12 protein-coding genes and 3 pseudogenes are annotated in these 23,219 nt (G+C 68.5%); 9 read left to right on the top strand and 6 right to left on the bottom strand.

Going from position 1 to position 23,219, the window contains the following annotated elements; genetic code table 11:
* Positions 1-24 precede the first annotated feature (24 nt).
* From ACGFRF_RS24565 to ACGFRF_RS24550, 4 genes and pseudogenes are all read left to right on the top strand, one after another.
* Positions 25-3,610: pseudogene (locus tag ACGFRF_RS24565) on the top strand (LamG-like jellyroll fold domain-containing protein).
* A 163-nt stretch (positions 3,611-3,773) separates the two neighbouring features.
* The gene (locus ACGFRF_RS24560; protein WP_393743284.1) at positions 3,774-10,304 is read left to right on the top strand and encodes a DddA-like double-stranded DNA deaminase toxin; all 6,531 of its coding nucleotides are present in this window, start codon (positions 3,774-3,776) and stop codon (positions 10,302-10,304) included.
* Position 10,305: 1 nt separating this feature from the next.
* Positions 10,306-10,815, top strand: coding sequence for an Imm1 family immunity protein (locus ACGFRF_RS24555; RefSeq protein WP_393743696.1), 510 nt, complete (start codon positions 10,306-10,308; stop codon positions 10,813-10,815).
* A gap of 270 nt (positions 10,816-11,085) precedes the next feature.
* Positions 11,086-11,883: pseudogene (locus tag ACGFRF_RS24550) on the top strand (IS701 family transposase); the annotation flags it as partial.
* A 14-nt stretch (positions 11,884-11,897) separates the two neighbouring features.
* Here the strand turns inward: ACGFRF_RS24550 and ACGFRF_RS24545 are convergent.
* Entirely contained in the window at positions 11,898-13,343 is a 1,446-nt protein-coding gene (locus tag ACGFRF_RS24545) for an NF041680 family putative transposase (protein ID WP_393743282.1), read from the bottom strand.
* 270 nt (positions 13,344-13,613) lie between these two features.
* Here ACGFRF_RS24545 and ACGFRF_RS24540 point away from each other — a divergent pair.
* A pseudogene (locus tag ACGFRF_RS24540) lies at positions 13,614-14,456 on the top strand (IS5 family transposase); the annotation flags it as partial.
* A gap of 136 nt (positions 14,457-14,592) precedes the next feature.
* Here the strand turns inward: ACGFRF_RS24540 and ACGFRF_RS24535 are convergent.
* Complete coding sequence (locus ACGFRF_RS24535; protein ID WP_393743280.1) at positions 14,593-15,042, bottom strand: hypothetical protein; 450 nt, start codon at positions 15,040-15,042, stop codon at positions 14,593-14,595.
* Positions 15,043-15,569: 527 nt separating this feature from the next.
* Between ACGFRF_RS24535 and ACGFRF_RS24530 the strand changes: the two genes are divergently transcribed.
* Positions 15,570-16,226, top strand: coding sequence for a hypothetical protein (locus ACGFRF_RS24530; RefSeq protein WP_393743278.1), 657 nt, complete (start codon positions 15,570-15,572; stop codon positions 16,224-16,226).
* A gap of 51 nt (positions 16,227-16,277) precedes the next feature.
* Here ACGFRF_RS24530 and ACGFRF_RS24525 read toward each other — a convergent pair whose 3' ends face one another.
* Positions 16,278-16,508: a hypothetical protein gene (locus ACGFRF_RS24525; RefSeq protein WP_393743276.1), complete on the bottom strand. Its 231-nt coding sequence runs from the start codon at positions 16,506-16,508 to the stop codon at positions 16,278-16,280.
* 455 nt (positions 16,509-16,963) lie between these two features.
* Positions 16,964-17,257 (bottom strand): hypothetical protein, encoded by a 294-nt coding sequence (locus ACGFRF_RS24520; protein WP_393743274.1) that lies wholly within the window; start codon positions 17,255-17,257, stop codon positions 16,964-16,966.
* Here ACGFRF_RS24520 and ACGFRF_RS24515 point away from each other — a divergent pair.
* The 3 genes from ACGFRF_RS24515 to ACGFRF_RS24505 all read left to right on the top strand — a co-directional run bounded on the left by ACGFRF_RS24515 (position 17,211) and on the right by ACGFRF_RS24505 (position 19,360).
* Positions 17,211-17,477: a tyrosine-type recombinase/integrase gene (locus ACGFRF_RS24515; RefSeq protein ID WP_393743694.1), complete on the top strand. Its 267-nt coding sequence runs from the start codon at positions 17,211-17,213 to the stop codon at positions 17,475-17,477. The two genes, ACGFRF_RS24520 and ACGFRF_RS24515, sit on opposite strands and share 47 nt — an antisense overlap.
* An 84-nt stretch (positions 17,478-17,561) precedes the next feature.
* Entirely contained in the window at positions 17,562-17,864 is a 303-nt protein-coding gene (locus tag ACGFRF_RS24510; RefSeq protein WP_393743272.1) for a helix-turn-helix domain-containing protein, read from the top strand.
* A gap of 431 nt (positions 17,865-18,295) precedes the next feature.
* Positions 18,296-19,360 carry a hypothetical protein gene (locus tag ACGFRF_RS24505; protein ID WP_393743270.1) on the top strand — a complete coding sequence of 355 codons (1,065 nt, stop codon included), beginning with the start codon at positions 18,296-18,298 and terminating at the stop codon, positions 19,358-19,360.
* A gap of 87 nt (positions 19,361-19,447) precedes the next feature.
* On the opposite strand, the gene ACGFRF_RS24500 is transcribed toward ACGFRF_RS24505, so the two are convergent.
* Positions 19,448-22,111 carry a Helicase associated domain protein gene (locus ACGFRF_RS24500; RefSeq protein WP_393743268.1) on the bottom strand — a complete coding sequence of 888 codons (2,664 nt, stop codon included), beginning with the start codon at positions 22,109-22,111 and terminating at the stop codon, positions 19,448-19,450.
* 37 nt (positions 22,112-22,148) lie between these two features.
* Positions 22,149-22,775, bottom strand: a complete 627-nt coding sequence (locus ACGFRF_RS24495; protein ID WP_393743266.1) for a hypothetical protein — start codon at positions 22,773-22,775, stop codon at positions 22,149-22,151.
* Between the last annotated feature and the right edge of the window lie 444 nt (positions 22,776-23,219).

The raw sequence follows: 23,219 nt of genomic DNA, 5'->3' as shown, positions 1-23,219 counted from the left end.
GCGAGCGCCGCTGCGGGGACCGGGGTGGTCGATGAGGCGACGGCCTCTGCCCAGGCGCAGGCCTCGGGTGAGCAGGTCGAGGTGACGTCGGAGCGTGGCGAGTACTCCACGACGCGGGCGAACCCGGACGGTTCTTTCACGCTGACGCAGTCCACGACTCCCCAGCGGGTGAAGGAGGAAGACGGCAGCTGGGGCGCGGTTGATCCGGTGCTGGAGCGGCGTACCGACGGGCGGGTTGCTCCGAAGGGCGCGGTGGTGGATCTGTCGTTCTCCGGTGGCGGTGCGGGGGCGGACATGATCCGTCTGGGCAAGGACGGACGATCGGTCACGATGGGCTGGAGCGGTGCGCTGCCGGAGCCGACGCTGACGGGGCGACCGCCACCTATGCGAACGTGTTCGACGGTGTGGATCTGCAGTTGACGGCGACCGCTGAGGGTTACCGGGAGGTGCTGGTCGTCAAGACCGCCCAGGCGGCGCAGAACCCGGCTCTGGAACAGGTGAGGCTCACCGCGTCGGGGGATGGCCTGTCCGTGGTGCCGGGTGTCGGGGGCGGCCTGCGTGCGATCGACGAGGATGGCAACGCTGTCTTCCGCGGTCCTGCGGGGCAGATGTGGGATTCGGCCGGCGACAGCGCACCGGGCCCCCAGACCCAGCTGATGCGCACCGACTCCACCAGCCCTGCGGACGGTGAGGTGGATGACGATCCGTCGCAGCCGGGGGACGGCGACGCTACCGCGGTGCTGCCGGTGAAGGTCGATGACGGCTCCATCGCCGTGCATCCCGACCTTGATCTGCTGCGCGGCGAGGACACCGTGTACCCCGTCTTCATCGACCCGTCGGTCGGCCTGGGCGTCTCCGAGCGCACCAAGCTGTCTTCTGATGGCGACAAGTTCTGGATGTTCGACGGCGACAAGGGCGTCGGCAAGTGCGGCACCGCGGACGGCTACTACTGCGGCGGCGGCTACACCGCATGTATTTCGAGTTTGCCCCGACGAAGCTGGCCGGCAAGCAGGTCCTGGACGCCACCTTGCGGGCCCGTGAGACGTGGTCGTTCAACTGCGATCCGCACTGGGTGGACCTGGTGCGCACCGACAACATCTCCGAAGGCACCGTCTGGCCCGGCCCCAAGCAGCTGGACTGGATGGGCGACCGCTACGTCTCCGCCGGCAGGGGAGATCTGTGCAGCCCGGACCAGCCAGACTCGTGGATCGAGTTCAACGACAACCCCGCCGAGACGGACGAGAACCTGACGAGCACGGTCCGCTCGTTCGCGGACGGCAAGTTCAGCCGGCTCACCCTGGAGCTGCGCGCCAAGGACGAGAGTGACCCGCGGGCGTGGAAGCGGTTCGACGACAGCGCTGAGCTGCAGGTGGTTTTCGCCTACAAGCCCGGTGTGCCCACCAGTGTCGGTGTCATCCCTGGGAGCGGAACGACGGCGTACTGCAACAAGTCCTCCTCCGACCCGCTGACGGTAACGCGGGTGGACCCGATGGCGCAGGCCAGTGTCCAGACACTGGTCGAAGCACACGCGGGTGATGAGGAAGGCTCCCTGCAGGCCGAGTACGTGGTCGAGCGCGGTGACGACGCGGCCTGGCATCAGGTGTGGACCGGGCATGCGCCCGACACCGGCTGGCATCCCGACGGGACGCTGGAGAAGCTGCGCATGAGCCCCCGGGCCGAGGGGGGCCTGTACCGGTACAAGGCACGCACGCAGTCGCACTGGTCGTATGACGGCAAGAGCGGCGACCTGTGGTCGTCCTACAGTTCCTGGTGCTACTTCAAGATCGATTCGACCGCGCCGAAGGCCCCGTCTATCACGGCGGGCACCCCGTACACCGAGTGCACCGCCAACCTGTGCAACCCCGCCGGCGGTCCGGGTGAGCCCGGCCGCTTCACCTTCAAGCCCAACACCGCCGACACCGACATCACGGGCTACCGCTGGCGGCTGCTGACCAGCACGGCCCAGCAGACCAAGACCGTCAGCGGCTCCACCGTCACCGTCACCGACGTCACCCCGCCCCTCGCAGGCACCCAAGTGCTGTCGGTGGAGGCCAAAGACGTAAACAATCGCTGGGGCACACCTGCCGAGTTCACCTTCAAGGTCGCCCCGGCCCAAGGCCCGACGGGCACCTGGCACTTCGACGACGCCGCACCCAGCTCGGGCGTCACCGTCGCCAAGGACACCGCCGCCGAGGGCACCCGCCACGACGCCACCCTCTACACGGACGGCGCCGGCTGGTCCTCGCTCGCCCGCCGCGGTGACACGGACTACTCGCTCTGGCTGGACAGCACCGACCCGGCCAAGCAGCAGGCCTACGCGGCCACCGCCGCCCCGGCCGTGAACACCAAGGACTCCTTCACCATCTCAGCCTGGGTGTACCTCACGGACGCCTCCCAGAACCACGTAGTGATGTCCGCTCCGGGCACAAACAACTCGGCGTTCTCGCTGTACTACTCGTCGGCATACAAGAAATGGGTGTTCAACCGCACCGCAGCCGACGTCGACACCGGAGCGGTGTACCTGCGCTCGCTCGCCGACGCCACCGACCCGCCGTTGAAGGTGTGGACGCACCTGGCCGCCGTCTTCGACACCCAGCGGGACACCGACAAGACGAACGACACCATCCAGCTGTACGTCAATGGGCGCCCGCAGGGCCAGCCGGTGGTGCTCAACTCCCTGTCGACGGCCTACGAGCCGTGGGTCTCTTCCGGCGGCCTCCAGTTCGGCCGCGTCCTGGGCGGCGGCGCCGTTTACGGGCAGTTCTTCCGCGGCCGCCTGGATGAGATCAACGTGTGGCAGCGGGCACTCGGGCCGGAGGAAGTAGCCGCCGATGCCCGGATCGATCAGGACGGAGTACCGGCCAACGAACTGGTGGCGCAGTGGGACGCCACCTCAGCCACGGGCAGCGAGATCCCCGAGGGTACGCCCTATCCTGTGCCGTCGATGAAGCTGTCGCCCAGCGGAACAACCCTGAACGAGGATGAGCACGCCCTCCTCCTGGACGGCGCGACCCAGTACGCCTCCTCCACGGGCCCGGTGGTCGACGAAACCGGCTCCTTCACGCTCTCCGCGACGGTCCGCCTGAACACCGAGGCGCTCACCGCAAAGCCAGTCGGCTACCGGGCACAGGTAGCCGCCCAAAGGATGGGCACCGACTCCTCCTGGGCACTTTGGGCGGTGAAACTCGCCGACAACGCCTACCAGTGGAAGTTCACCCGCACCGCGGTCGACTCCACCGGGAAGGTCACGCAGAGCGCGACAGTTCCCGCCAGCGACTTGGCCGAGACGGACACATGGGTGCAGCTCACCGGTGTCTTCGACGCGCAGGAACCCTGGGAGTGGACGGACCCGTCCGACGAGGCCAACACCGAGACCCGCTACGGCAAGCTCCATTTGTACGTGGGCGGACTGGAACAGGCCTCCGGGGACACCACCACCACGTTCAGCTCGCCGCAGCAGGGCAGCGGAGAGCTGAGCCTGGGGCGCGGCACCACTGCTGGCACCACGGGCAACTACCTGCCCGGCGGCCTGCAGGACATGCGGATCTGGACCGGAGCGATGACCTACGACCAGATCCAATCCCAGGTCCTGCACACCCCCGACAGCTGAGAAACCGGCATCGTCACGGGAGCCGCCCGCGCAACGTGCGGGCAGCCCCGTGACGGCCCTGCCCACAGCCTCGTCTTCTCTCCTTCTTCGCTCTGCCTTCTTCCGTTTTCCACGGCATGCGCCCATCCCTGTCTGATCGGGCGCCGCGTAGAAAGAACCCGTCATGAATCCCAACGGCATACCCCGGTCCTCTGCGGGCCGCGGAGCCGGGCCCAGACACCGCTGGTCCCGGCGCATCGCCGCAACGACCGGCCTGGCTCTCCTGCCCGGCCTGCTGACCCCCGTCGTTTTCGCCGCGGACACCGACCCATTGGGCCGCCCGCACCTGAAACCCCCGCACGCCACCAAGGTCAGCCCCTTCACCGCCAAGGTGAACAAGAAGGCGGCCGCCGAGGTGAAGAAGGCGCAACAGGCGGATCAGGCGGCAGTCGCCAGGGCCCGTCACGACCAGCAGCGGACCGTCACCTGGCCAAAGGCCGGCAAAGCGACGCTGACCCTCCCGGACAAAGGCATCGCCACGGCCGCGCCCGGCTCCCTGCCGGTGACCCTCACCGCCCCCGGTAAGGGCAAGGCAGCCAGCTCTGTCCGCGTCGAGGTCCTCGACCAGAAGACAGCGACCACCCTCGGCGTCAGGGGAGTGGTCCTCAAACTCACAGGTCCCGCCACCGGCGGCACGGCCCGGCTCGGCATCGACTACTCGGCCTTCGCCTCCGCCTACGGCGGTGACTGGGCCGGACGCCTCCAGCTCACGCGCCTGCCCGACTGCGCGCTGAAGGACCCGGCCGCAGCGAAATGCCACAAGCGCGTCCCCTTGGACGCGGTGAACAACCGTGAAAGGGACAGCATCTCGGCCCCGGTGAGCCTCGCACCGGATGCGCAGCCGATGCTGCTGGCCCTCGCGGCGGGTACGACGTCCGGCGCGGGCACCTACAAGGCGACGCCCCTGTCCGCGTCCTCGACGTGGGAGGCTGGCGGCTCCTCCGGTTCATTCACCTGGTCCTACCCCCTCAGGGTTCCCCCGGCCGCGGCCGGCCCCCAGCCGGACCTGGCCATCTCCTACGACTCGGGTGCCGTCGACGGCCAGACGGCCAACTCCAACAACCAGGGCAGCCAGGTCGGCACCGGCTTCGACCTGACCTCCTCTTACATCGAGCGCAAGTACGGCTCCTGCGACGACGACGGCCAGGACGGCAAGTACGACCTGTGCTGGAAGTACGACAACGCCTCCCTCGTCCTCAACGGCAAGGCCACCGAACTGGTCAAGGACGACGAGACGGGCACGTGGCGGCTCAAGGACGACGACGCCTCCACCGTCACCCACTCCACCGGCGCCGACAACGACGACGAGGGCACGACCGGCCTCGACGGCCAGGGCGAGTACTGGACGGTCGTCACCGGCGACGGCACGAAGTACGTCTTCGGCCTGAACAAACTCGACGGCGCGGGCACCGGCGACCGCACCAACTCCGTCTGGACCGTCCCCGTCTTCGGCGACGACTCCGGTGAACCCGGCTACACCGCGGGTGACACCTTCGCCGAACGCGCCAAGAACCAGGCCTGGCGCTGGAACCTCGACTACGTCGAGGACACCCACGGCAACGCCTCCTCCTACTGGTACACCGCCGAGCACAACAACTACGACAAGCTCGGCGACGACAACACCGGCACCGACTACGTCCGCGGCGGCTACCTGAAGGAGATCCGCTACGGCCAGCGCGCCGGCGCCCTCTTCTCCGCCTCCCCGGCCGCCTCCGACAAGGTCGTCTTCACCTACGACGAACGCTGCCTCGCCTCGGGCACCGGATGCGACTCACTGACCGAGGACACCCGCGACAACTGGCCGGACGTCCCCTTCGACGCCATCTGCAAGGACGGCGACAAGTGCACCGGCAACGTCGGCCCCACCTTCTTCACCCGCAAGCGGCTGACGGCCATCACCACCTCCGCCTGGAACGCCGCTGCTGCCACACCCGCTTTCGAGCCGGTGGACGTCTGGTCGCTCAAGCACCATTATCTCGACCCCGGTGACACCGGTGACTCCACCGATCAGTCCCTGTGGCTGGACGAGATCCAGCACACCGGCAAGCGCGGCACCGACCTGGCCCTCGACCCGGTCAAGTTCGACCCCATAATGCTGCCCAACCGCGTTGACGGCCAGGCCGACAACATCCTGCCGCTGAACAAGCCCCGCCTGAAGACCGTCACCTCCGAGGCCGGCGCGCAGACCATCGTTACCTACATGGAAGCCGACTGCACCGCAGCCGGCACCAAGCCCAAGCTCGACGAGAACACCAAGCGCTGCTACCCGGTGTACTGGTCGCCCAACGGCGAGAAGGACCCGAAGCTCGACTGGTTCCAGAAGTACCCGGTCTCCTCTGTCTCCAGTACCGACCCCAAGGGCGGCTCCGTAGCCGTACAGCACAGCTACCAGTACACCGGCGGCGGTGCATGGCACTACGACGAGGACCCGATGACGCCCGCCAAGGAGCGCACCTGGTCCATCTGGCGCGGCTACCAGCAGGTCACCCACCTCACCGGCATCTCCACCGGAACCCAGAGCAGACAGACCACCATCTACCTGCGCGGCATGAACGGCGACCGCGTACTCGGCACCGACGCCAAAACCCCGGACCCTGACCAGCGCAAGACCGTAACCGTTGCCGGCATCAAGGCCAGCGCCATCACGGACGCCGAGCAGTACGCGGGCTTCACCCGCGAGTCCGTCACCTACAACGGCACAACCGAAGTCGGCGGCACCATCAACGACCCCTGGTCGAAGAGAACCGCAACCCAGCACAAGTCCTACGCGGACACCGAGGCGTACTACGTCCGCACCGCCGCCACCCACACCCGCACCAACATCACCAGCAAAATCACCCCCTACGACCGGATCCACACGGTCAAGACCACCTACGACGACTACGGCATGCCGGAAACCGTCGAGGATCAGGGCGACGACGCGGTCACAGGCGACGAGAAATGCACCCGCACCTGGTACGCCCGCAACGACGACACGGGCATCAACTCCCTCGCCTCCCGCACCCGGACCGTCGCCGCGACCTGCGCCACCGCGGACTCGGCACTCGACCTGCCCACCGACGCAACGCGCGCCGGCGACCTCATCTCCGACACCGCCGTGGTCTACGACGACACCGCGGCCACCACCTGGTCCGCGTCCCAGAAGCCGACCAAGGGCGACACCACCTGGGCAGGACGCGCCAAGGGCTACGCCGCCGACGACACCCCCGTCTGGCAGAAGGTGTCCAAGACCACCTACGACACCCTCGGACGCCCCAAGACCGTCACCGACACCAACGACCTCGCGGTCTCCACGACCACCTACACCCCAGCCGACAGCGGCCCGCTGACGTCGACGGCAGTCGCGGACGCCAAGACGTACACGACCACCACGAACCTGGACTTCGCCACCGGCGCGACGCTGAAGGTCACCGACCCGAACAGCAACGTCACCGAGAGCGAGTACGACAGCCTCGGCCGCATCACCAAACTCTGGCTGCCCAACCAACTCAAACTCCTGGGCAAGGCCCCGAACTACGTGTACGACTACCACGTCACCAGTTCGGCAATGTCCTGGGTCTCCACCGGAAGTCTCAGCAGCAACGGCTCCGGCTACAACACCAGCTATGAGTTCTACGACTCCCTGCTCCGCTCCCGCCAGGTCCAGTCACCGACCCCCCAGGGCGGCCGGCTCATCTCCCTGACCGAGTACGACGCGCGCGGTCTCGCGGTCAGTCAGCAGGCCGACATCTGGGACGAATCCTCACTGCCCAATTCCGCGCCGCAGGAGATCTCCGGCGGCCAGGCTCCGATCCAGACGGATACCACTTACGACGGAGCGGGCCGGCTGACGAGGGCGGTGACGAAGGTCCACGGCGTCACCCGCTGGACGACCGACACCACTTACACCGGTGACACCGTCGCGACCACCGCCCCGGCCGGCGGCCAGGCGACCGCTGTGGTGACCAATGCCCTCGGGCAGATGACTCAGCGCCGCGAGTATGCGGGCCCGACACCGACCGGTACCGACTTCACCACGACCGACTACACCTACACCCCCGCCGGCCAGCAGGAGACGATCACCGGCCCCGACCAGACGAAGTGGTCCTACACCTACGACCTCTTCGGCCGCCAGGTCACCGCGACAGACCCGGACAAGGGCGAGAGTGCAACGGAGTACAACGACCTCGACCAGGTCGTCAGCACCACGCCCAACGACGACGCGTCGAAGAAGCTGCTGTACGAGTACGACGTGCTGGGCCGAAAGACGGGCATGTGGCAGGCGGACAAGTCCGACGCCAACAAGCTCGCCGCCTGGGGCTTCGACCAGTTGAAGAAGGGCCAGCTGGACACCGCCACCCGCTACGACGGCGGCGCCATCACGACTGGCAGGGAGTACACCGAAAAGGTCACCCGCTACGACGCGATGTACCACGTCACCGGCAGCGACCTGCTCCTGTCCGACACCGAGCCCCTGGTCAAAGACGGCTATGTAGCCAACAAGCTGTCCTTCACCACGGGTTACAATCTGGACGGCTCAGTCAGCCAGTACTCCGCCCCGGCTATCGGAGGCCTGCCCTCCGAAGGTGTCTCCTACAAATTCAACGCCCTGGGGCAGCAGATCTACGCAGGCGGCACCACCGGCTACCTGCAGGCCGCTTCCTTCTCCCCGCAGGGCGACCTGAATCAGCTCGCCCTCGGCAAGGACGGCACGGCCACCGCCAAGAAGGCCTACCTCAACTTCGCATACGAGGCAGGCACCCGCCGCCTCATAAGCTCCTACGTCACCGACGACGTACACGGCTACATGCCGCAGGAGCTGAAATTCACCCAGGACGACGCCGGCAACGTCACCTCCATCTTCGACGCCACCACCCAGGGCGGCACGACCAAGCCCGACTATCAGTGCTTCGCCTACGACGGCAACCGCCGCATGACGGAGGCCTGGACTCCGAAGACCGCAGACTGCGCCACGTCCGGCCGGACGACCGCCAACATCGACGGCGCAGCACCCTACTGGACGTCGTACACCTACACCACCGCCGGCCAGCGCAAGAGCGAAACCCAGCACACCACCACCGGCGACAAGTCCACGACCTACACCTACAACGACACCAGCAAGGACAACAAACCGCACACCCTCGACACCATCGCAGGCGCCCGCACCGGCACCTACACCTACGACAACAGCGGCAACACCACCTCCCGCCCCGGCCCCACGGCCCAGCAGACGCTGACCTGGAACACCGAAGGCGACCTGACCAAGCTCACCGAGAGCACGAAGGAGACCGGTTACCTCTACGACGCCAACGGCGAGCTACTGATCCGCCGCGCCAAGGGAGACGGCGAAACCATCCTCTACCTCGGCGCCGGCACAGAACTCCACCTCACCGTCAAGGGCACCACCAAGACCCTCTCGGGCACCCGCTACTACACGGCGAACGGCCAGACCATCGCCGTCCGCACCGCCACCTCCGGCGTCACAGGAACCAAGCTCAGCTTCCTGGCCGCCGACCACCACGGCACCTCCAGCATCGCCCTCGACTCCACCACCTACGCAATCACCAAGCGCTACACCACCCCCTTCGGCGCCCCCCGCGGCACCAAGCCCACCTCCTGGCCCGACGACAAGGCCTTCCTCGGCAAACCCGCCGACGATTCAACCGGCCTCACCCACGTCGGGGCCCGCGAATACGACCCGAATACTGGCCAGTTCCTCAGTGTCGACCCCCTCCTGACCCTCGACCAGCACCAGTCACTCAATGGCTACGCCTACGCCAACAACACCCCCGTCACTTCCAGCGACCCCACGGGCGAGGCCGCCTGTATGCAGGACGGCGTGTGCGGTGGCACGGAGACACTCGAACATTGGGAGCAGAAGCACGGACGAGAATACGGAGACGGACGTCTAGGTGGTACCGGCACATCGCATACCAACAGCGCAGGCGCTGGCACATCGCATGCCAGCAGTGCAGGGGGTACAAGTAGTGGAAACTCCGCGTGCTGGCCAATCTATACCTGCGGTGCTCAGCGAGGGCCTGCCGACGTTATAAACAACATTGGAAATGGTGGACCCGATATCCCTTCGTTCTGGGATAATCTTCGGTACAACTTTTCCAAGGGTCCGCTCGCTGCTCTTCTATCGGGCGATTTCGCAGAAGCCTGGAAAAGGCTGAGATACGGGAATTGCCCTCCCGGCCCTGCGATGTGCGATCAGCCCGCAACGGGGACCTTCGAATTGTTCCCCGTGCGGGGAGGGCTTGAGGCCGGGCTGCCGCGGGCGGCCTCCGAGCTGGCGGCTGCGCGCCGGACTACGGGGAGAATATTCGACCCCAAGGGGAACGTGCTTCGTGGAGACATTACGAGTGGATCTGGGGCTCTGCAAGAGAGGGTTCATGAAATTCTCGACAAATCTCCAAACATCCGCCCCCTCAGGCGTCCAAGTGATGCGTTCTGGTCTGAGCCGCACGTTGAAACGCAGTTCGCCGCCTGGATGCGGGACAATAGTGTTACCGATGCACATGTTTACATCAACCAAGACTACATATGCGGCGGTGCGCACGGTTGTCAAATCGCAGTCAAGGCGATCCTCCCGCGCGGCTCAACCATGACGGTGCATTATCCTGGGATGGACGAACCGCGAATCTTCAAGGGAGTGGCTAAGGTTGATCCTTAATGTGGCATTTCGGGGTGATTATCTGTACGCCGAAGGGCAACCGGAAATCTCAGCCGTGATCGATCGGGTCATGAGTACTATGCGAGGTGAGAGAACCGACGTCAACTGGATCAGTGCGGGCGACGACGCCATATTCAGCTTCGCCGATTCGCGACACACGAATGACACGTTTGACTGGTGGCCTGACAACTATCTACACGTCGCGGCCAATCCGACGAGCGGATATGGGGCACTTATCTGGTACGTTGACGCTGAACGAGCCGAGAGAGCTAAAGACGGGATCTCGGATTACACTTGGGTGTCGGATAATGAAAATCCGCCTGCTTTCGACCCGAGAGTGGTTCGGGACCCCGCAATCCCGGAATTCCATGACCCCCGGAGTACTATTCCGATCCCGCTAGTCAGAAAAGCCGTCGAAGAGTTCTGTGGAACCGCAACAGGGGATCGCCCAAGGTGCGTTCACTGGGTTCGCAGCAGTAGTCGCGGAGAGCGGATCGAGCAGCACGGCTGAACAGCAGCTGTTGGTCATCGCTGCGGCGGGTCTTGGTGCGTCCGCAGGTCAGCGAAGTGCCCACGGTCACCAGACGGGTCGATAGGCGGGGGTGCACCCCTGGGTGCACCCCCATTACCGTCTTCAATGGCTCTGCAATGGGGCCTCTGGCCTTCGGGTCCGGCATGAATTCCCCCTCCTGTTGTCGATGATCCGGCGGGTGGTTCACCGGGTCCTAGTAGGGCTCCGTTAGGTCTGTCTCGCGGTCCTGTTTGGGGGCATGTGCAGGGTGTGGATGCATGTGAAGTGAACCTGGCTCGGGCGAAGCTGGCGTTGTTCGTCGCTGATGTGTTCGCATCGGTGCCGCGCAAGGACCAGCGGGCGAAGGGTGACTGCTATCTGCGCGGGCTGATGCTGGACGGGCGGCGTAAGTTGATCCAGCCGATGGCGGAGCGGCTGCCGGACGGCAACGAGCAGAACCTGCAGCAGTTCGTGAACCAGTCGACCTGGGATCCGCTGCCGGTGCGGCGGCGGATCGCGCAGCGGATGGTGCCGCAGATCGGCCCGGATGCCTGGGCGGTCGATGACGTGTCGTTCCCCAAGGACGGCCGGATGTCGGTGGCGGTTACGCGCCAGTACTGCGGGGCGTTGGGCAAGCAGGCCAACTGCCAGGTCGCGGTGAGTGTGCACGCGGTCTCCGATACCGCCTCCTGTCCGCTGCAGTGGCGGCTGCTCGTGCCCGAGGAGTGGGCGCGCGATGCCCCACGGCGGCAGAAGACCGGGATGCCGGCAGAGGTCGGGCACCGGGAGAAATGGCGTCTGGCCCTGGACACCCTCGACGAGCTGGCCGGGTGGGGTCTGGTGCCGCCGGTGGTGGTGGCCGACGCCGGCTACGGGCAGAACGCCGATTTCCGGCACGGCCTGAACGAGCGGGGCATCGGCTATGTCGTGGCGGTCCGTTCGGACGTGATCGTCCACCCGCACGACGTGCAGCCCACCGCACCTGCCTGGTCCGGAAACGGCCGCAAGCCGCAGCCCCGCTACCGGCACAGGCCCTCCTCAGTGGCCGCGCTGGCCACCAGTCACGGACCTTAGCTTGGGATTTATCCTCGTCGTCCTTGGTGTTCCTTGATCGTCTCGGCGCGTTTGACCGTCTTTCCGACGTCGTGACGTGTGGCCCGCTGCTTGTTCTTCGAGCCGGGAGGGCGTCCCGGGCCCGGCTTGGACGGTTTCGGTGCCGTCGCTGGGCGAGCGGTGGTCGGGCGGATGTTGCGAAACCCTCGCCGCACCCGGGCGGGGGTGAGACGGCGGGGCTCGGCGGGCCGCTCCCAGGGGCGACGGAGGTCCTCGGCCAGCGGACGGGCAAGGCGGAGCTGGGTGTGGACGACGATGATGAGCCACGTCCACAGGTCGGCGCTGTCCGGGTGGCGGATCTTCGGGGCGGTCCAGCCCAGGGTTTGTTTCATGAGCCGGAAGGTGTGTTCCAGGTCGAATCTGCGAAGGAACGACTGCCACCAGCGGTCCACATCCGCGCCGGTGGCGGCGGTGGCCGAGCACCACAGCCAGACCGGTTTCGGGTCCCGGTCGCCGGGCAGGCGTTCGACCTTCAGGTGGATCAACGTGCCGTGCCGGACAGGGAGTTCTTCCTTGGCGTGCTCCAGCCAGGGGCCGCGGTGGGTAAGCCGGGGGTGCATCCGGTCCCAGGCCGTGGCGGTGGCCGTGCCGTAGTGGGTGGTGTCCGTCGCGGTCGTGACGTTGGGCTCGTGCCAGCTGTCGGGCTTCTTGAACGTGAGGACGCCGCCATGCCGGCGGGGACGTCCGCCCCGGGGACCCGACCGGGCGGGGCCGGGGTCGCGGAGCATGACCCGGTCCGAGCGTAGGCGCCCGACCAGCACGACGGGGAGGTCGGCGAGAGCGTGGGTCAGATAGGCGACGTCGTAGCCGGAATCCATCACAATCAGGATATCCGGATCACCCGGTCTCCAGTGGCCTGCACTCGTCAACCGCTGGACCACATCGTGGAGTTGGACGACCGTGGCGGTGGTGGCGTCGTCGGCCGGGCCCAGGCGGACCGCGTCCAGAAGAGCGACCCAGGAGGTGCGGCCGGACTCCAGGGCCGCGACGAAGGAGTAGGGCCAGCCGGGCACCAACTGGTCCGAGCTGCGGTCGCCGCGTCCATAGACATGACAGAAGAGCCGGTCGCCGCTGGTGGGAGCATCGGGTCGCAGCCAGTGCGACACGTCCACGGCGAGCACGATCCGCCCGTCGGCCGCCTTCGGCAGCGGAAGGCCCGCCAGCGCGCGGCGCAACCGTGTCGGCTCCAGCCAGCCACGGTCCAGGGCTGCGTACAGCGCACCGTGCCCGCGCCGGTGCTCGACCGCCAAGGAGAGCTCGACCAGGGTCTTCACCGGCCCGTCCGCGCAGAGCACCGCGTCGGTGAGCTCGAAGAGCGCGTCCGCCCGCTTGTACAGACACTCATAGAACTCGACCCGAAAGCGGGACAACAGACCCAACGCCTCGATTCCGGACACACCGACGGGCAGACTCATGAGCAGCGGCCGTTCTCTCGCTTCGTTACTCGACATCTCGAAGCGTGGAGAACGGCCGTCTCCGCTGTCCCGTGAAGAACCGCAGGTCAGCAGGACGAGTGACCCGCAAGGTTAAACGCCAAGCTTAGAAGCCATCCGCTTACCGCTGGGCAGGCTTGATCAGTCGAACACGGTTCCTGATCGGGTGATCTCTCGGTGGTCGGGGCATAACGGCAGGGCCTCCTGGTAGCTCGGGGTTGCGATCCCGACCGAGCAGCACCAGGAGGCCCTGTGTCGCAGTCTGTCGCGCTTGTGTCAGTGGAGTCCAACGCGTCGTCTCCTGCGTGTGACTGTCTCGCGCACAGGTTCGGCAATGCGGCGGATGGGCCGGACCGCGTGCGGTGTTACGGCTCCGACCTTACGGAGGCCGAATGGCAGGTCATCCGGCCGCTGCTGCCGGTCCCCGCGTGGCTTCAGGGGCGGGGCGGGCGGCCGGAGGGCTATTGCCACCGCGTGATGCTTGACGCAGTCCGCTATGTCGTCGACAACGGCGTCAAGTGGGTCAACCTGCCCTGTGACTTCCCGCCGTACCGGCGGGTGCATGCGTTCGCCCGACGCTGGCAGGTGACGGGCCTGCTCACCGAGCTCCACGACCGGCTGCGCGACAAGGTCCGCCAGAAAGAGGGCCGTTCGCCGGACCCGACGGCCGCCATCGTGGACTCACAGTCACTGCGGGCGGCGACGAACATCCCGCGCTCGACGTCCGGGTGGGACGGCGGCAAAAGGGTGGGCGGCCGCAAGCGGCACCTGGTGGTGGACTGCCTCGGCCTGGTCCTGGCCGTCGCGGTGAGTGCGGCGAGCGTGCAGGACCGCGACGCCGCACTGCCCTTGCTGGAGCGGCTGCGCAACATGTACTTCTCCATCCGCCTCGTCTGGGCGGACGGCGGCTATGCGGGTCGGCTCGTCGACTGGGCGGCCGAGAAGCTCCAGCTCACCCTTGAGATCGTCAAACGCACCGACGACACCAGCGGGTTCATGGTGCTGCCGCGCCGGTGGGTGGTGGAGCGCACCCTGAGCTGGCTGATGCGATCGCGCCGCCTGGTGCGCGACTACGAGACACTGCCCGCCATACACGAGGCCGTGGTGCTGCCGCGCAGGTGGGTGGTGGAGCGCACCCTGAGCTGGCTGATGCGATCGCGCCGCCTGGTGCGCGACTACGAGACACTGCCCGCCATACACGAGGCCATGGTGCTGTGGTCCATGACCATGCTCATGAGCAGCCGCCTGGCCGCACCTGGAGCGCCCACCCCCGCTCCACCAGGCGTTTCGCCTTCGACCGCAGCCCTTCGACCTTCGCTGGAACCGCCTGAAGACCCAGGGCCACGGCCAGCTGCTGGCACCGCATACCCTCCCGGGCCGCATCCGACTCCAGCACGGACATGATCCGCTGGTAGTCCGGAGGCAGGACCGTCGCTGTCATGCCCTCGGTCCGTCTGGGCACCACCGACCCCGCCACCGCACTCACCACCGGCTCCGTGACCGAGACGGGCGGCTCGGCCAGTACCTCGGCCACCGTCACACGGGCATCCGCCAGACGCTGAAGTGCCCGTTCCGCCTCGCCGAGGGCGGCCTGCACCCGCTCGGCCTCCTCCCGCAGCCGTGCCACCTCTTCCCGGACCTTCTTCTCCCGGGCCTCCAGCAGACCGAGCACCGACGGCACCAGCCACCTCCACAAGCGAGACGAACGGACGAACCACGCCCATCTCTCCCGCCGCCGGCCGGAGTTCATGCCCACCCAGCCCGAACCAAACGATCACGTTCGGAAAGCGGATGGCGTCTGAAGGCCGCCGCGCGCGAGCTGGGGCGGCCGGTAGGGGAGATGGGCAACCCGGCCCGCGGCGCGGGCCGCACCGGGGCCTCCCACTCGATGACGGTCAACGAAGCCGTGCTCGCCCTGCTGCGCCCGAAGCCGGACCTCGCCCAGCTCGCCAAGGAGCCGGCCGACGTTCGCGCCGCCGCGCAGGCCGCCTTCGACGCGCCGGGCGGGTTGGGCACCATCGCCTCCTACGCGACCGAGGTGGCGCTGCCCGCGACGGGCACCTGGTCCAACCCGGGCAAGGGCGGCGCCCAGGCGGACATCGTCATCACCGCGCCCGAGGACGGGGTGCCGCTGCTGTTCGTGGAGATCGACAAGTACATGCGGTTCTGCCAGCGCAAGGTAAGGACGTCGACGGCAAAGAGCGGCCGATGTGGCGCACCCGTTGGTGGGTTCCCGACGGACGCCACGGCGACCAGCCGCACCCGCCGCTGCTGCTCGTCTTCAACCGGATCGGCCCGCGCAACCCCAACACCGTCATCGCGCAGCTGGCCGAGCTGACCGAGCGGCACTGGAAGGGCACCGCGTACGACGGGGGCTTCCACATGTACGACGGCAAGCTGCCCATCGTCGTCACCGGCATGAAGCAGCTCCAGGAGCACGGCCCGGCCGGAGCGGTCTTCCGGCGCTTCGGCCGACCGCAGAACCAGACGCTCATCGAGGCGATCGGCAACCCGCGCCGCGAAGCCCACGACGCCCGCAAGCAGGCCGAGTACGCCGCCCGGCAGCGGGAGCACAAGGAGGAGCTGCGCCGCATCGCCGCAGAGCACCGGGCCGAGCGGGAGGCCCGCCGTCCCGTGTGCGCCGGCTGCGGCACCCGGTTCACCGACGAACGGTGGAAGGCCATCGAGCCCGCCGGGTGGGACGCCCCGCGCGAGACCCACCCGCACCTGTGCGACGACTGCAAGCAGCGCGCCATCACGGCCGAACGCCAAGCCGAGCAGGCCGGGCCTGAGCACCAGGAGCACGACCAGGCCGTGCCCGAGCAGAAGGCCGGCGGCACCTGGCTCTCCCGCTTCCGCGGCTGACGCGCGAGCGGCGACATGGCCGGGCAGGTCCGTCCTGCCCGGCCGGGGCGGCTACTCCCAGGGCTTCGGTAGCGCGTGCCACAGGGTTCTGAGCCAGTCGGGCGGGTTGGTGAGGAACTTGTCCACCAGCCGGGCCGTGATGGACCGGGCGGCCCCCTGGGCGGCCCCCTGGGCGGCGCCCTGAGCTATCGCGGCGGTCAGGCCGGCACCGGCAGCGGGCTGCTGCGGGACGGGCGCGGGGACGGGCGGCTGTACGGGCGCGGGAACGTTGTCCCGGGTCATGATGCTGCTCCCTTGAGCAGAGGAATCGAGGACAGCGGACACCTGTGGTGGTGTCGTCCGCGTGGGGGTGGTGAGCGCCTCGCGGTCGGCGGTCCTGCGGCTCTCTGCGTGAGAGCGTCCCTGTGGGGTCGTAGCCCTGGCCCAGGGTGGCGTGTTCAGCGTAGCGGCGATCGGCGTGGGTGTTGCCCCGGGTGTCTGGCGGCTGGTCATCGGTACTGCCTCCGGCGTGAGTTCGACATGGCGGGCGGGACAGTGACAGGGCGCAGGTGCTTGCGTCTCGTCCTGGCGGGCACGGCTCTTTCACCCCGTAGGGCCGGAAGCTGGGACCCGGACAGCAGCGGCCGGTGAGAAAGATCCCGGGGCACGACGAAGGCCCGGACGCCTGGTCCGGGCCTTGCGCTGTCGAGGGGGGTCTAGTGGGTCGACTGCCTATAGGGGAGTCGGCGACTTTCCGTCTACTCGTGCTCTCCTCTGTTGCGGTTGGCGACCCAGTCCGGATCGCGTACGGGCGTCGGCGTTCGGGTCTCGGTGGCGGGGGTGCGCATGATGCGCCAGCTGGTGCGCGGCGCGGTGACGGCGTGGACCAGGACGACGACGGCCTGGCGGCCGAAACCGCCCCGGACCCACGCCCCGGTGAAGCGGACCTGATCGGCCGCCCAGTCGCCCAGCCGCTGCCACGGGCGCAGCGCCCACGGCGCGGCGCTGAAGCCGGAAACCGTACGCGACCGCCTGGCCCGCCTTCTGGACACCGAAGGCCGCATCGAAGGTGACCAGTTCACCCCGCACGACCTGCGCCGCGCCTGCGCCACCCACCACTACGAACAGGGCATGGACCTGATCACCGTCCAGCAACTGCTCGGCCACGAGCACATCGCCTCCACCATGGCCTACGTCCGGCCCTGCCTCACCTTCGTCGAGGATGCCTGGCGCCGCGCCACGTCCCGAGCCCTGACCGGCCTGGCCGGCTGACCTCCGGGATACCTCGTGACAACACCTCCTCTGCGTGCCGTGGAGACACCCGCCCCGCCACCGGTGGCGGAGTGGAGACTGCGCATGACCGCGGCACAGCGCGGCATCTGGACCGGCACCGAACTGCGCCGTCTCCTGGCCGAGCGCGCCGGTCTCGAACTGTCCGCGGCATCGGTGTCCGCCCTCTTCACCAAACAGCCTTCCCAGGTGAAGCTGTCCACCCTGGCCGCACTGTGCGCCGCCCTCGACTGCACCCCCGGCGACCTGCTGACCCTGCCCGGATCCACCGCATCCTCAATGCCTCCGCCGCGCCCCGACCCGGTCCCCGACCGGCAGCCTCCGCAGCAGCAGCCCGCGTCCCGCCACCGATCACTGCCACCGCTGTGACCGCACCCGAGCCCGCCGCGAACCCACCCGCGCCTTTTGCCGCTGCCGTGCCCCGGACGGCCAGGGACACCTGCCCGGCCTGCCACCGCCTGCGACGGCTGCGCCCCGACACCGGCCGCTGCGCCTGGTGCTCACGGACCTGCGCCCTGTGCGGCGCTCCACGGCGATCCGCCCAGGACCTGTGCGCGGCCTGCCGGCACCGCTCGGAGGGTCGACGGGCACGGGGCCCGTGCCGGCACTGCGGGCGCCGGCGCACCCTTGACGCGGCGACCCGGCGCTGCCGGGCCTGCACCGATCCGGCCACCGCACCGCCCCCGGCATACTGTGAACGCTGTGGCGCCAGCGGCCAGTGGGCCAAGGGCCTGTGCAAATGCTGCTACGAGCACTCACCGCACACCGTCATCACCCGTGCGGTCGGCTGGGCCGAGCGCATGCCTGCCGTACCACCCTGGTGGAGCGACTTTGCCGCACACCTCGCAGATCACCGCCGCCCCATCTACGCGGCCGACATCGTCGCCGCCACCGCACGTTTGATCACCGCGGTCGCGACCGACGACCCCGGAGAGCTGCTCGCGCACGCCCGCAGCAGTGCACCCGAACTCGTGGGAGCGCTCACCGATTTCTTCCGCACCCACGGCCGCCTCGCCCCGCCACCGGACCTCGCCGACCGGCGCGCAGCAGCCCGCCGCACCCGCCGCATCGGGGCCGTCCCCGGCCCACTGCGCCCCCAGGCCGCCGCCTTCGCAGATTTCCTGCTGCTCCAGCGCGAGCGAGCCCAGCAGCTCGGGCTGCGCCCGAACCGGCTGGAGACCGTTGAGATCCGTCTGGACACCATCCGCGACCTGGCCCTCCATCTTGAGGGACACAGGGCCTGGGCGAGCGTCACCACCGCAGACCTGGAGTCCTTCCTTGCCCTGGCCCCAGCCCGCCGCGCCTCCCACCTCGCGGGCATGCGTCAGTTCTTCGCTCACGCCCACTACTCCAGGGCCATCCTCCACAACCCCACGGACCCGATCACCGCCGTCCAGCAGAGGGGATTTCACGGACCCACCCTCACCCCGGCCAGGCAGCGCACCCTGTACGAACGGTGGGCCACCAACCACGACATCCACCCGCACGAGGCCTTCATCGGCCTCGCCGCTCTCCTCCACGCAGCAACCATCACCGAGCTGCGCCGGTTCACCGACGCCGACATCGACCCCGACCGCCACAGCGTCCGCTTTCCCGGCAGATCAGTGCATCTCCCACTGGACAGCGCGACGTGGAAGGCGCTGCAGCGCTGCCAGGAGCACCGGCGCCGACTCGGTACGGGCAATCGCCACCTGCTCGTCACCAGGCTCACCCGAACACACCACGGACCTGCCGGCGCCGCCCATATCCGCGACAGCCTCGCGCCCGCCGGCCTGCTGCCCCGAGTTCTGCGCTCCACACGTCTGCTTGCTCTCGCCGACGAACTCGACGCCAAGATCCTCACTGTCTCCCTGGGGATGTCCTAAGCGGGAGTCGCTCACTACCGGCCCTACCCAAAGCTCACCAGACCCGTGTGACGGGCCAGACTCGATTCCGCTGTCCCGGACTCTTCGTCACGCCCACTCGATGCCCAACTGCCGCAGTGCGTCCAGCTGCTCCGCCGTGAGCCGGTCTCGCCTCGATTTTGTGTTCGATACCCATACACCCAGCTTGACGACCACCGAGGCGGCCTCGCCCTCCACCGCGATCTCTTCTGCGTGGGCCCTGGGGACGCGGTGGTGGCCCTCCCGGGCGATGTACTGCGCAAGGGCCTGAACGCCGCGCTGGAACGCCTGCTGCGCCTTGCTTGGGCCCTTAGCCGTAGGCGTGGCCGCCGGGGCGGGAGACGGCGCCTCAAGCGGCTGTACGCCCAGCTGGGACAGCCGCTCCTGCTGCTCGGTCGACAGCTGCGCCCAGGTGCCCGGATTCTTCTGCCGCTGGAGCCACTTGCCCAGGTCATCGCACTCGAACAGCACGCCGGGTTCGATGGCCGGGAGGGCGCCGTCGGCGTCGACCAGGTCGGCGAGGACGCGGTAGTGCCGCTGCCAGTTGAGCGGCCAGGGGCAGTTCCAGTCCGGGTCGATCTCCGTCAGCTGCTGCGCGCGGGCGGTGGCCCCCTCGGGGTTCTTGCCGAGGCCGCCTTTGCGGCGGAGGTTGGCGATGTGCTGTCCGATGGGCACCATGGTCTCGCCCTCGCCCCACACGGCGTCCTGCCGGGGGGCGAGGTGCCCGGTGGCGCGTCGGTAGGACCGGAGCGCGGCGAGCTTGTTCTCCCAGGCTTCCTCGCCCGGTTCCCACACCATCCCGGCTTCCGGCAAGTCGAGCAGGGTCTTGCGCCGCTCCTCCAGTTCACCTGCCCGCAGCGCCTTCCTCTGCTGGTGGACCCAGCGCCCCAGCGGAAAATCCTTCGTGACTCCGACTTCCACCTCGACGTCGTAGGGCACGGCGTAGAGGCCGGTGATCTCGTTCTCCTTCCGCCACCGGAGCAGGGCCTGGTAGCCCTCCAGCCACACCAGGGACTCCGGCCGGTAGACCCGGGTGCGCAGGAACGCCGCGATCGTGGCGGCGTCGCGTGGGCTGGAGAAGTGGAGCAGGGCGGCTTCGGCGGCGGCCTGCGTGTCGTCGTGCTCCTGGTCCTCGCCGTCGCCCGCGCCGCCGGCCCCGATAATCTGCCCGTCCTCGTCACGCCGGACGTGAACCTTGCGCTTCCCGCTCGTGAGCGCGCGGGAAGCGAGCTGTTCGACCAGACGTTCGTCATGCGAACGCAGGCCCTGGAGAACCGCCACAAGAGGGCGGAACGAGGCGCTGGCGACCATGTCCGTGGGGTCCTCGTTCGGCTCCAGGAAGATGGGCACGATGATCCTGGCGACCTTGGTGGAGCCGTCGCGGTTGAGCCGGAGCGCCCGGCCGATGTTCTGCACGATCTCCACCTGGGAGCCGCGGGTGTCAGCGAAGCAGACGGCCTCCACTCCCCGTTCGCCGGTGATGTCCACGCCCTCCCCGAGAACGCGGCAGCTGGCCAGGAAGGCGCGGTGCACCCGCCGCCCGGCCGCGTCGATGCCGTTGGCGAACTGCCTGAGCACCTCGCGCCGCTCGGACACGAGGTGATCGCCACACAGCCACGCCGACCACACTCGGTCCGGCGGGACGTGGCGGCCGGCCTCGAGTTCGTAGAACTCCGCGTCGATGGAGGACTTCGGCAGCTTGTCTGTGGCTGCCAGGTCGTCGTCGGTGGCGTCGTTGAGGTACAGCTCGGCTGCCGTCTCGGGCAGCTTCTCCGCGAACGCGGCGGCCTCCTCAACCTTCTGGTGGAACGTCATGACCGTACGGAGGTTGTACGCGGCGGCGTGCTCCAAGAGCGCCGTCTGCAGCAGCGCCAGGCGCCGGCCCCGCCGCGCCTCCTCCGACTCCCCGAGGACCGGCGAGGGGTCGCGGATCTCCAGCACGTCGATCTCGAATCCGGCGAGGATCTTTCGCTCGATCGCCTCCGACAGTCCGAGCTCGGCGAGCCACGCGCCGTAGGTGCCCTCGGGGTCGTCGGCCATGGTCGCGATCTCCGCCTCCTGGCCCTCCGCGTCCCTGCGTGGCTGGGGCGCCGCCAGGATGCGCGGTGTGGCGGTGAGGTAGAGCCGGAAGTCGGCGGGGATGCGGCTGTTGTCGTGGATCGCGGCCCATGGACGACCAAGATCACCGGCGGTTCCGTGGGCCTCATCCACGATGGCGAGGTCGAACGGGGCCATCTGCTGGCCGTAGAGCCGCTCTCCGCCCGCCAGAGCCGCCTCCAGCGGCCCGCGAACCTTCCGCTGGCCCTCCGGTGCGTCGATGTCCTCGCGGTCCACGAGAGAGGCGTACGTGGCAAACACGACCACCGGCCCCGACCCTGCCCAGAGGGCGAGCTGAATGGGATTGGTGGTGGTGCGCACCCCCAGCTCGTTCAGCACTGGGTCGTTCTCCAGTGAGCACACCGCGACCATCGGGGCCCGGTGGCCCACGGCCCGCCACGCCTGGGCGGTCTGCACGAGCAGGTCCAGAGTCGGCACCGTGACGAGGATGCGGCCGCCTGGGAAGCACTCCAGCGCGCACGCGGCGGCCGTGATCGTCTTGCCCGATCCGGTCGCTGACACGATCGTGCCCCGGGCACCCTGCGGGGGCACAGATGACCTTGCAGGGAATCCCACCCACCTGCGAAACGCGGAGCGCTGATCGACCTGGTGTTCCTTGAGCTGAATCGCTGACATTTCCATGCCTCCCCGAGCGGTCAATTCCTGTGGTCTTTCAGAGGGCCGCGTGCGGAATGCAGGCCGCGCCCAAGTCGTTCCAGATCGACGCATCCGCCTTGTGCCAGCCGCCGGGCCGTCCGTCCTTGAAAGGCGGCTTGTCGTCCGGGTCGTAGTGCCCGGCGTCAAGCGTGCAGACCACGACGTCCCCGTCCGCGTTCCGCGTCCGGGCCGTGCACAGACCGCCGGCCTCACCCAGCGCCTCCAGCACCCGGCGCCGCGCCGTGGTGTGCGGATGAGTGCGCGGCAGCACGCTCTCCCGGACGAACCTCTCCAGCCTCACCAGGTCGGCCCGCTCACGCTGCCTCACGTCCGCCATATGTACGGCCAGTTCAGCGGCCCCCGCCGACCGGCCGCCGCGCCGGGACCACTCCCGGTCCGCGATGCCCACCAGGGCCTCGCTCACGGTCCTCACGCCCTCATCCCAGCCGTCCGCGAACAGCGCGCCCCGAGAGGCCGGCGCCATGCCGCCCAGCTCCACCACCTCGCACTGCGCCCCGGCGACCGCCCCGGCCTCCAGCGCGGCCACCAGGTCGTCCGCCTCGCTCGCGGGCACGCCCTGCGCCTCCAGGAGCGCGAACACCTTCAACCGGGCGTTCACGCCTGCCGTCTGGTACTGCGTCACCCGGCGCACAGAATCGCTGCTCAGCGCGGGATCTGGTCCGATAGATTCGTGGTGACCGGTCATCTGCGGTCGTTCCTCTCGGAATTCCGGGGAGGTTCCCGGGTGATTGGGGGTGTCCCGCGTTTCCGCCAACGGTACATGCTGCATCAGTCTGATGCACCCACTACACTGGAACCCACACGAACGAGCGACCCCCACCCCTTGTAGCCAGTCCGGCCCGCGTCAGCGGGCTCAACGGTTCTGGAGGCGCAGCCGGAAGGACCGTCAGGCGGGGGAGCGCAGCGGACCCGCCGACTAGGCTGGAGTGAAGCGGAAGCCTGATAGTGGGACCCTGTCCCGCCGGTCCGGGAGCGCAGCGGACGGACCGTCACCCCCCCTGCGCAGCAGGGGGGGTGTGGGGGGGGGGGCGCCCCCCCCCCCCCCACACCCCGCGCCGGCGCGCCA

Source organism: Streptomyces sp. NPDC048521, assembly GCF_043199855.1.
Lineage (GTDB): Bacteria > Actinomycetota > Actinomycetes > Streptomycetales > Streptomycetaceae > Streptomyces.
This window is presented reverse-complemented; position numbering and strand designations above follow the sequence as displayed.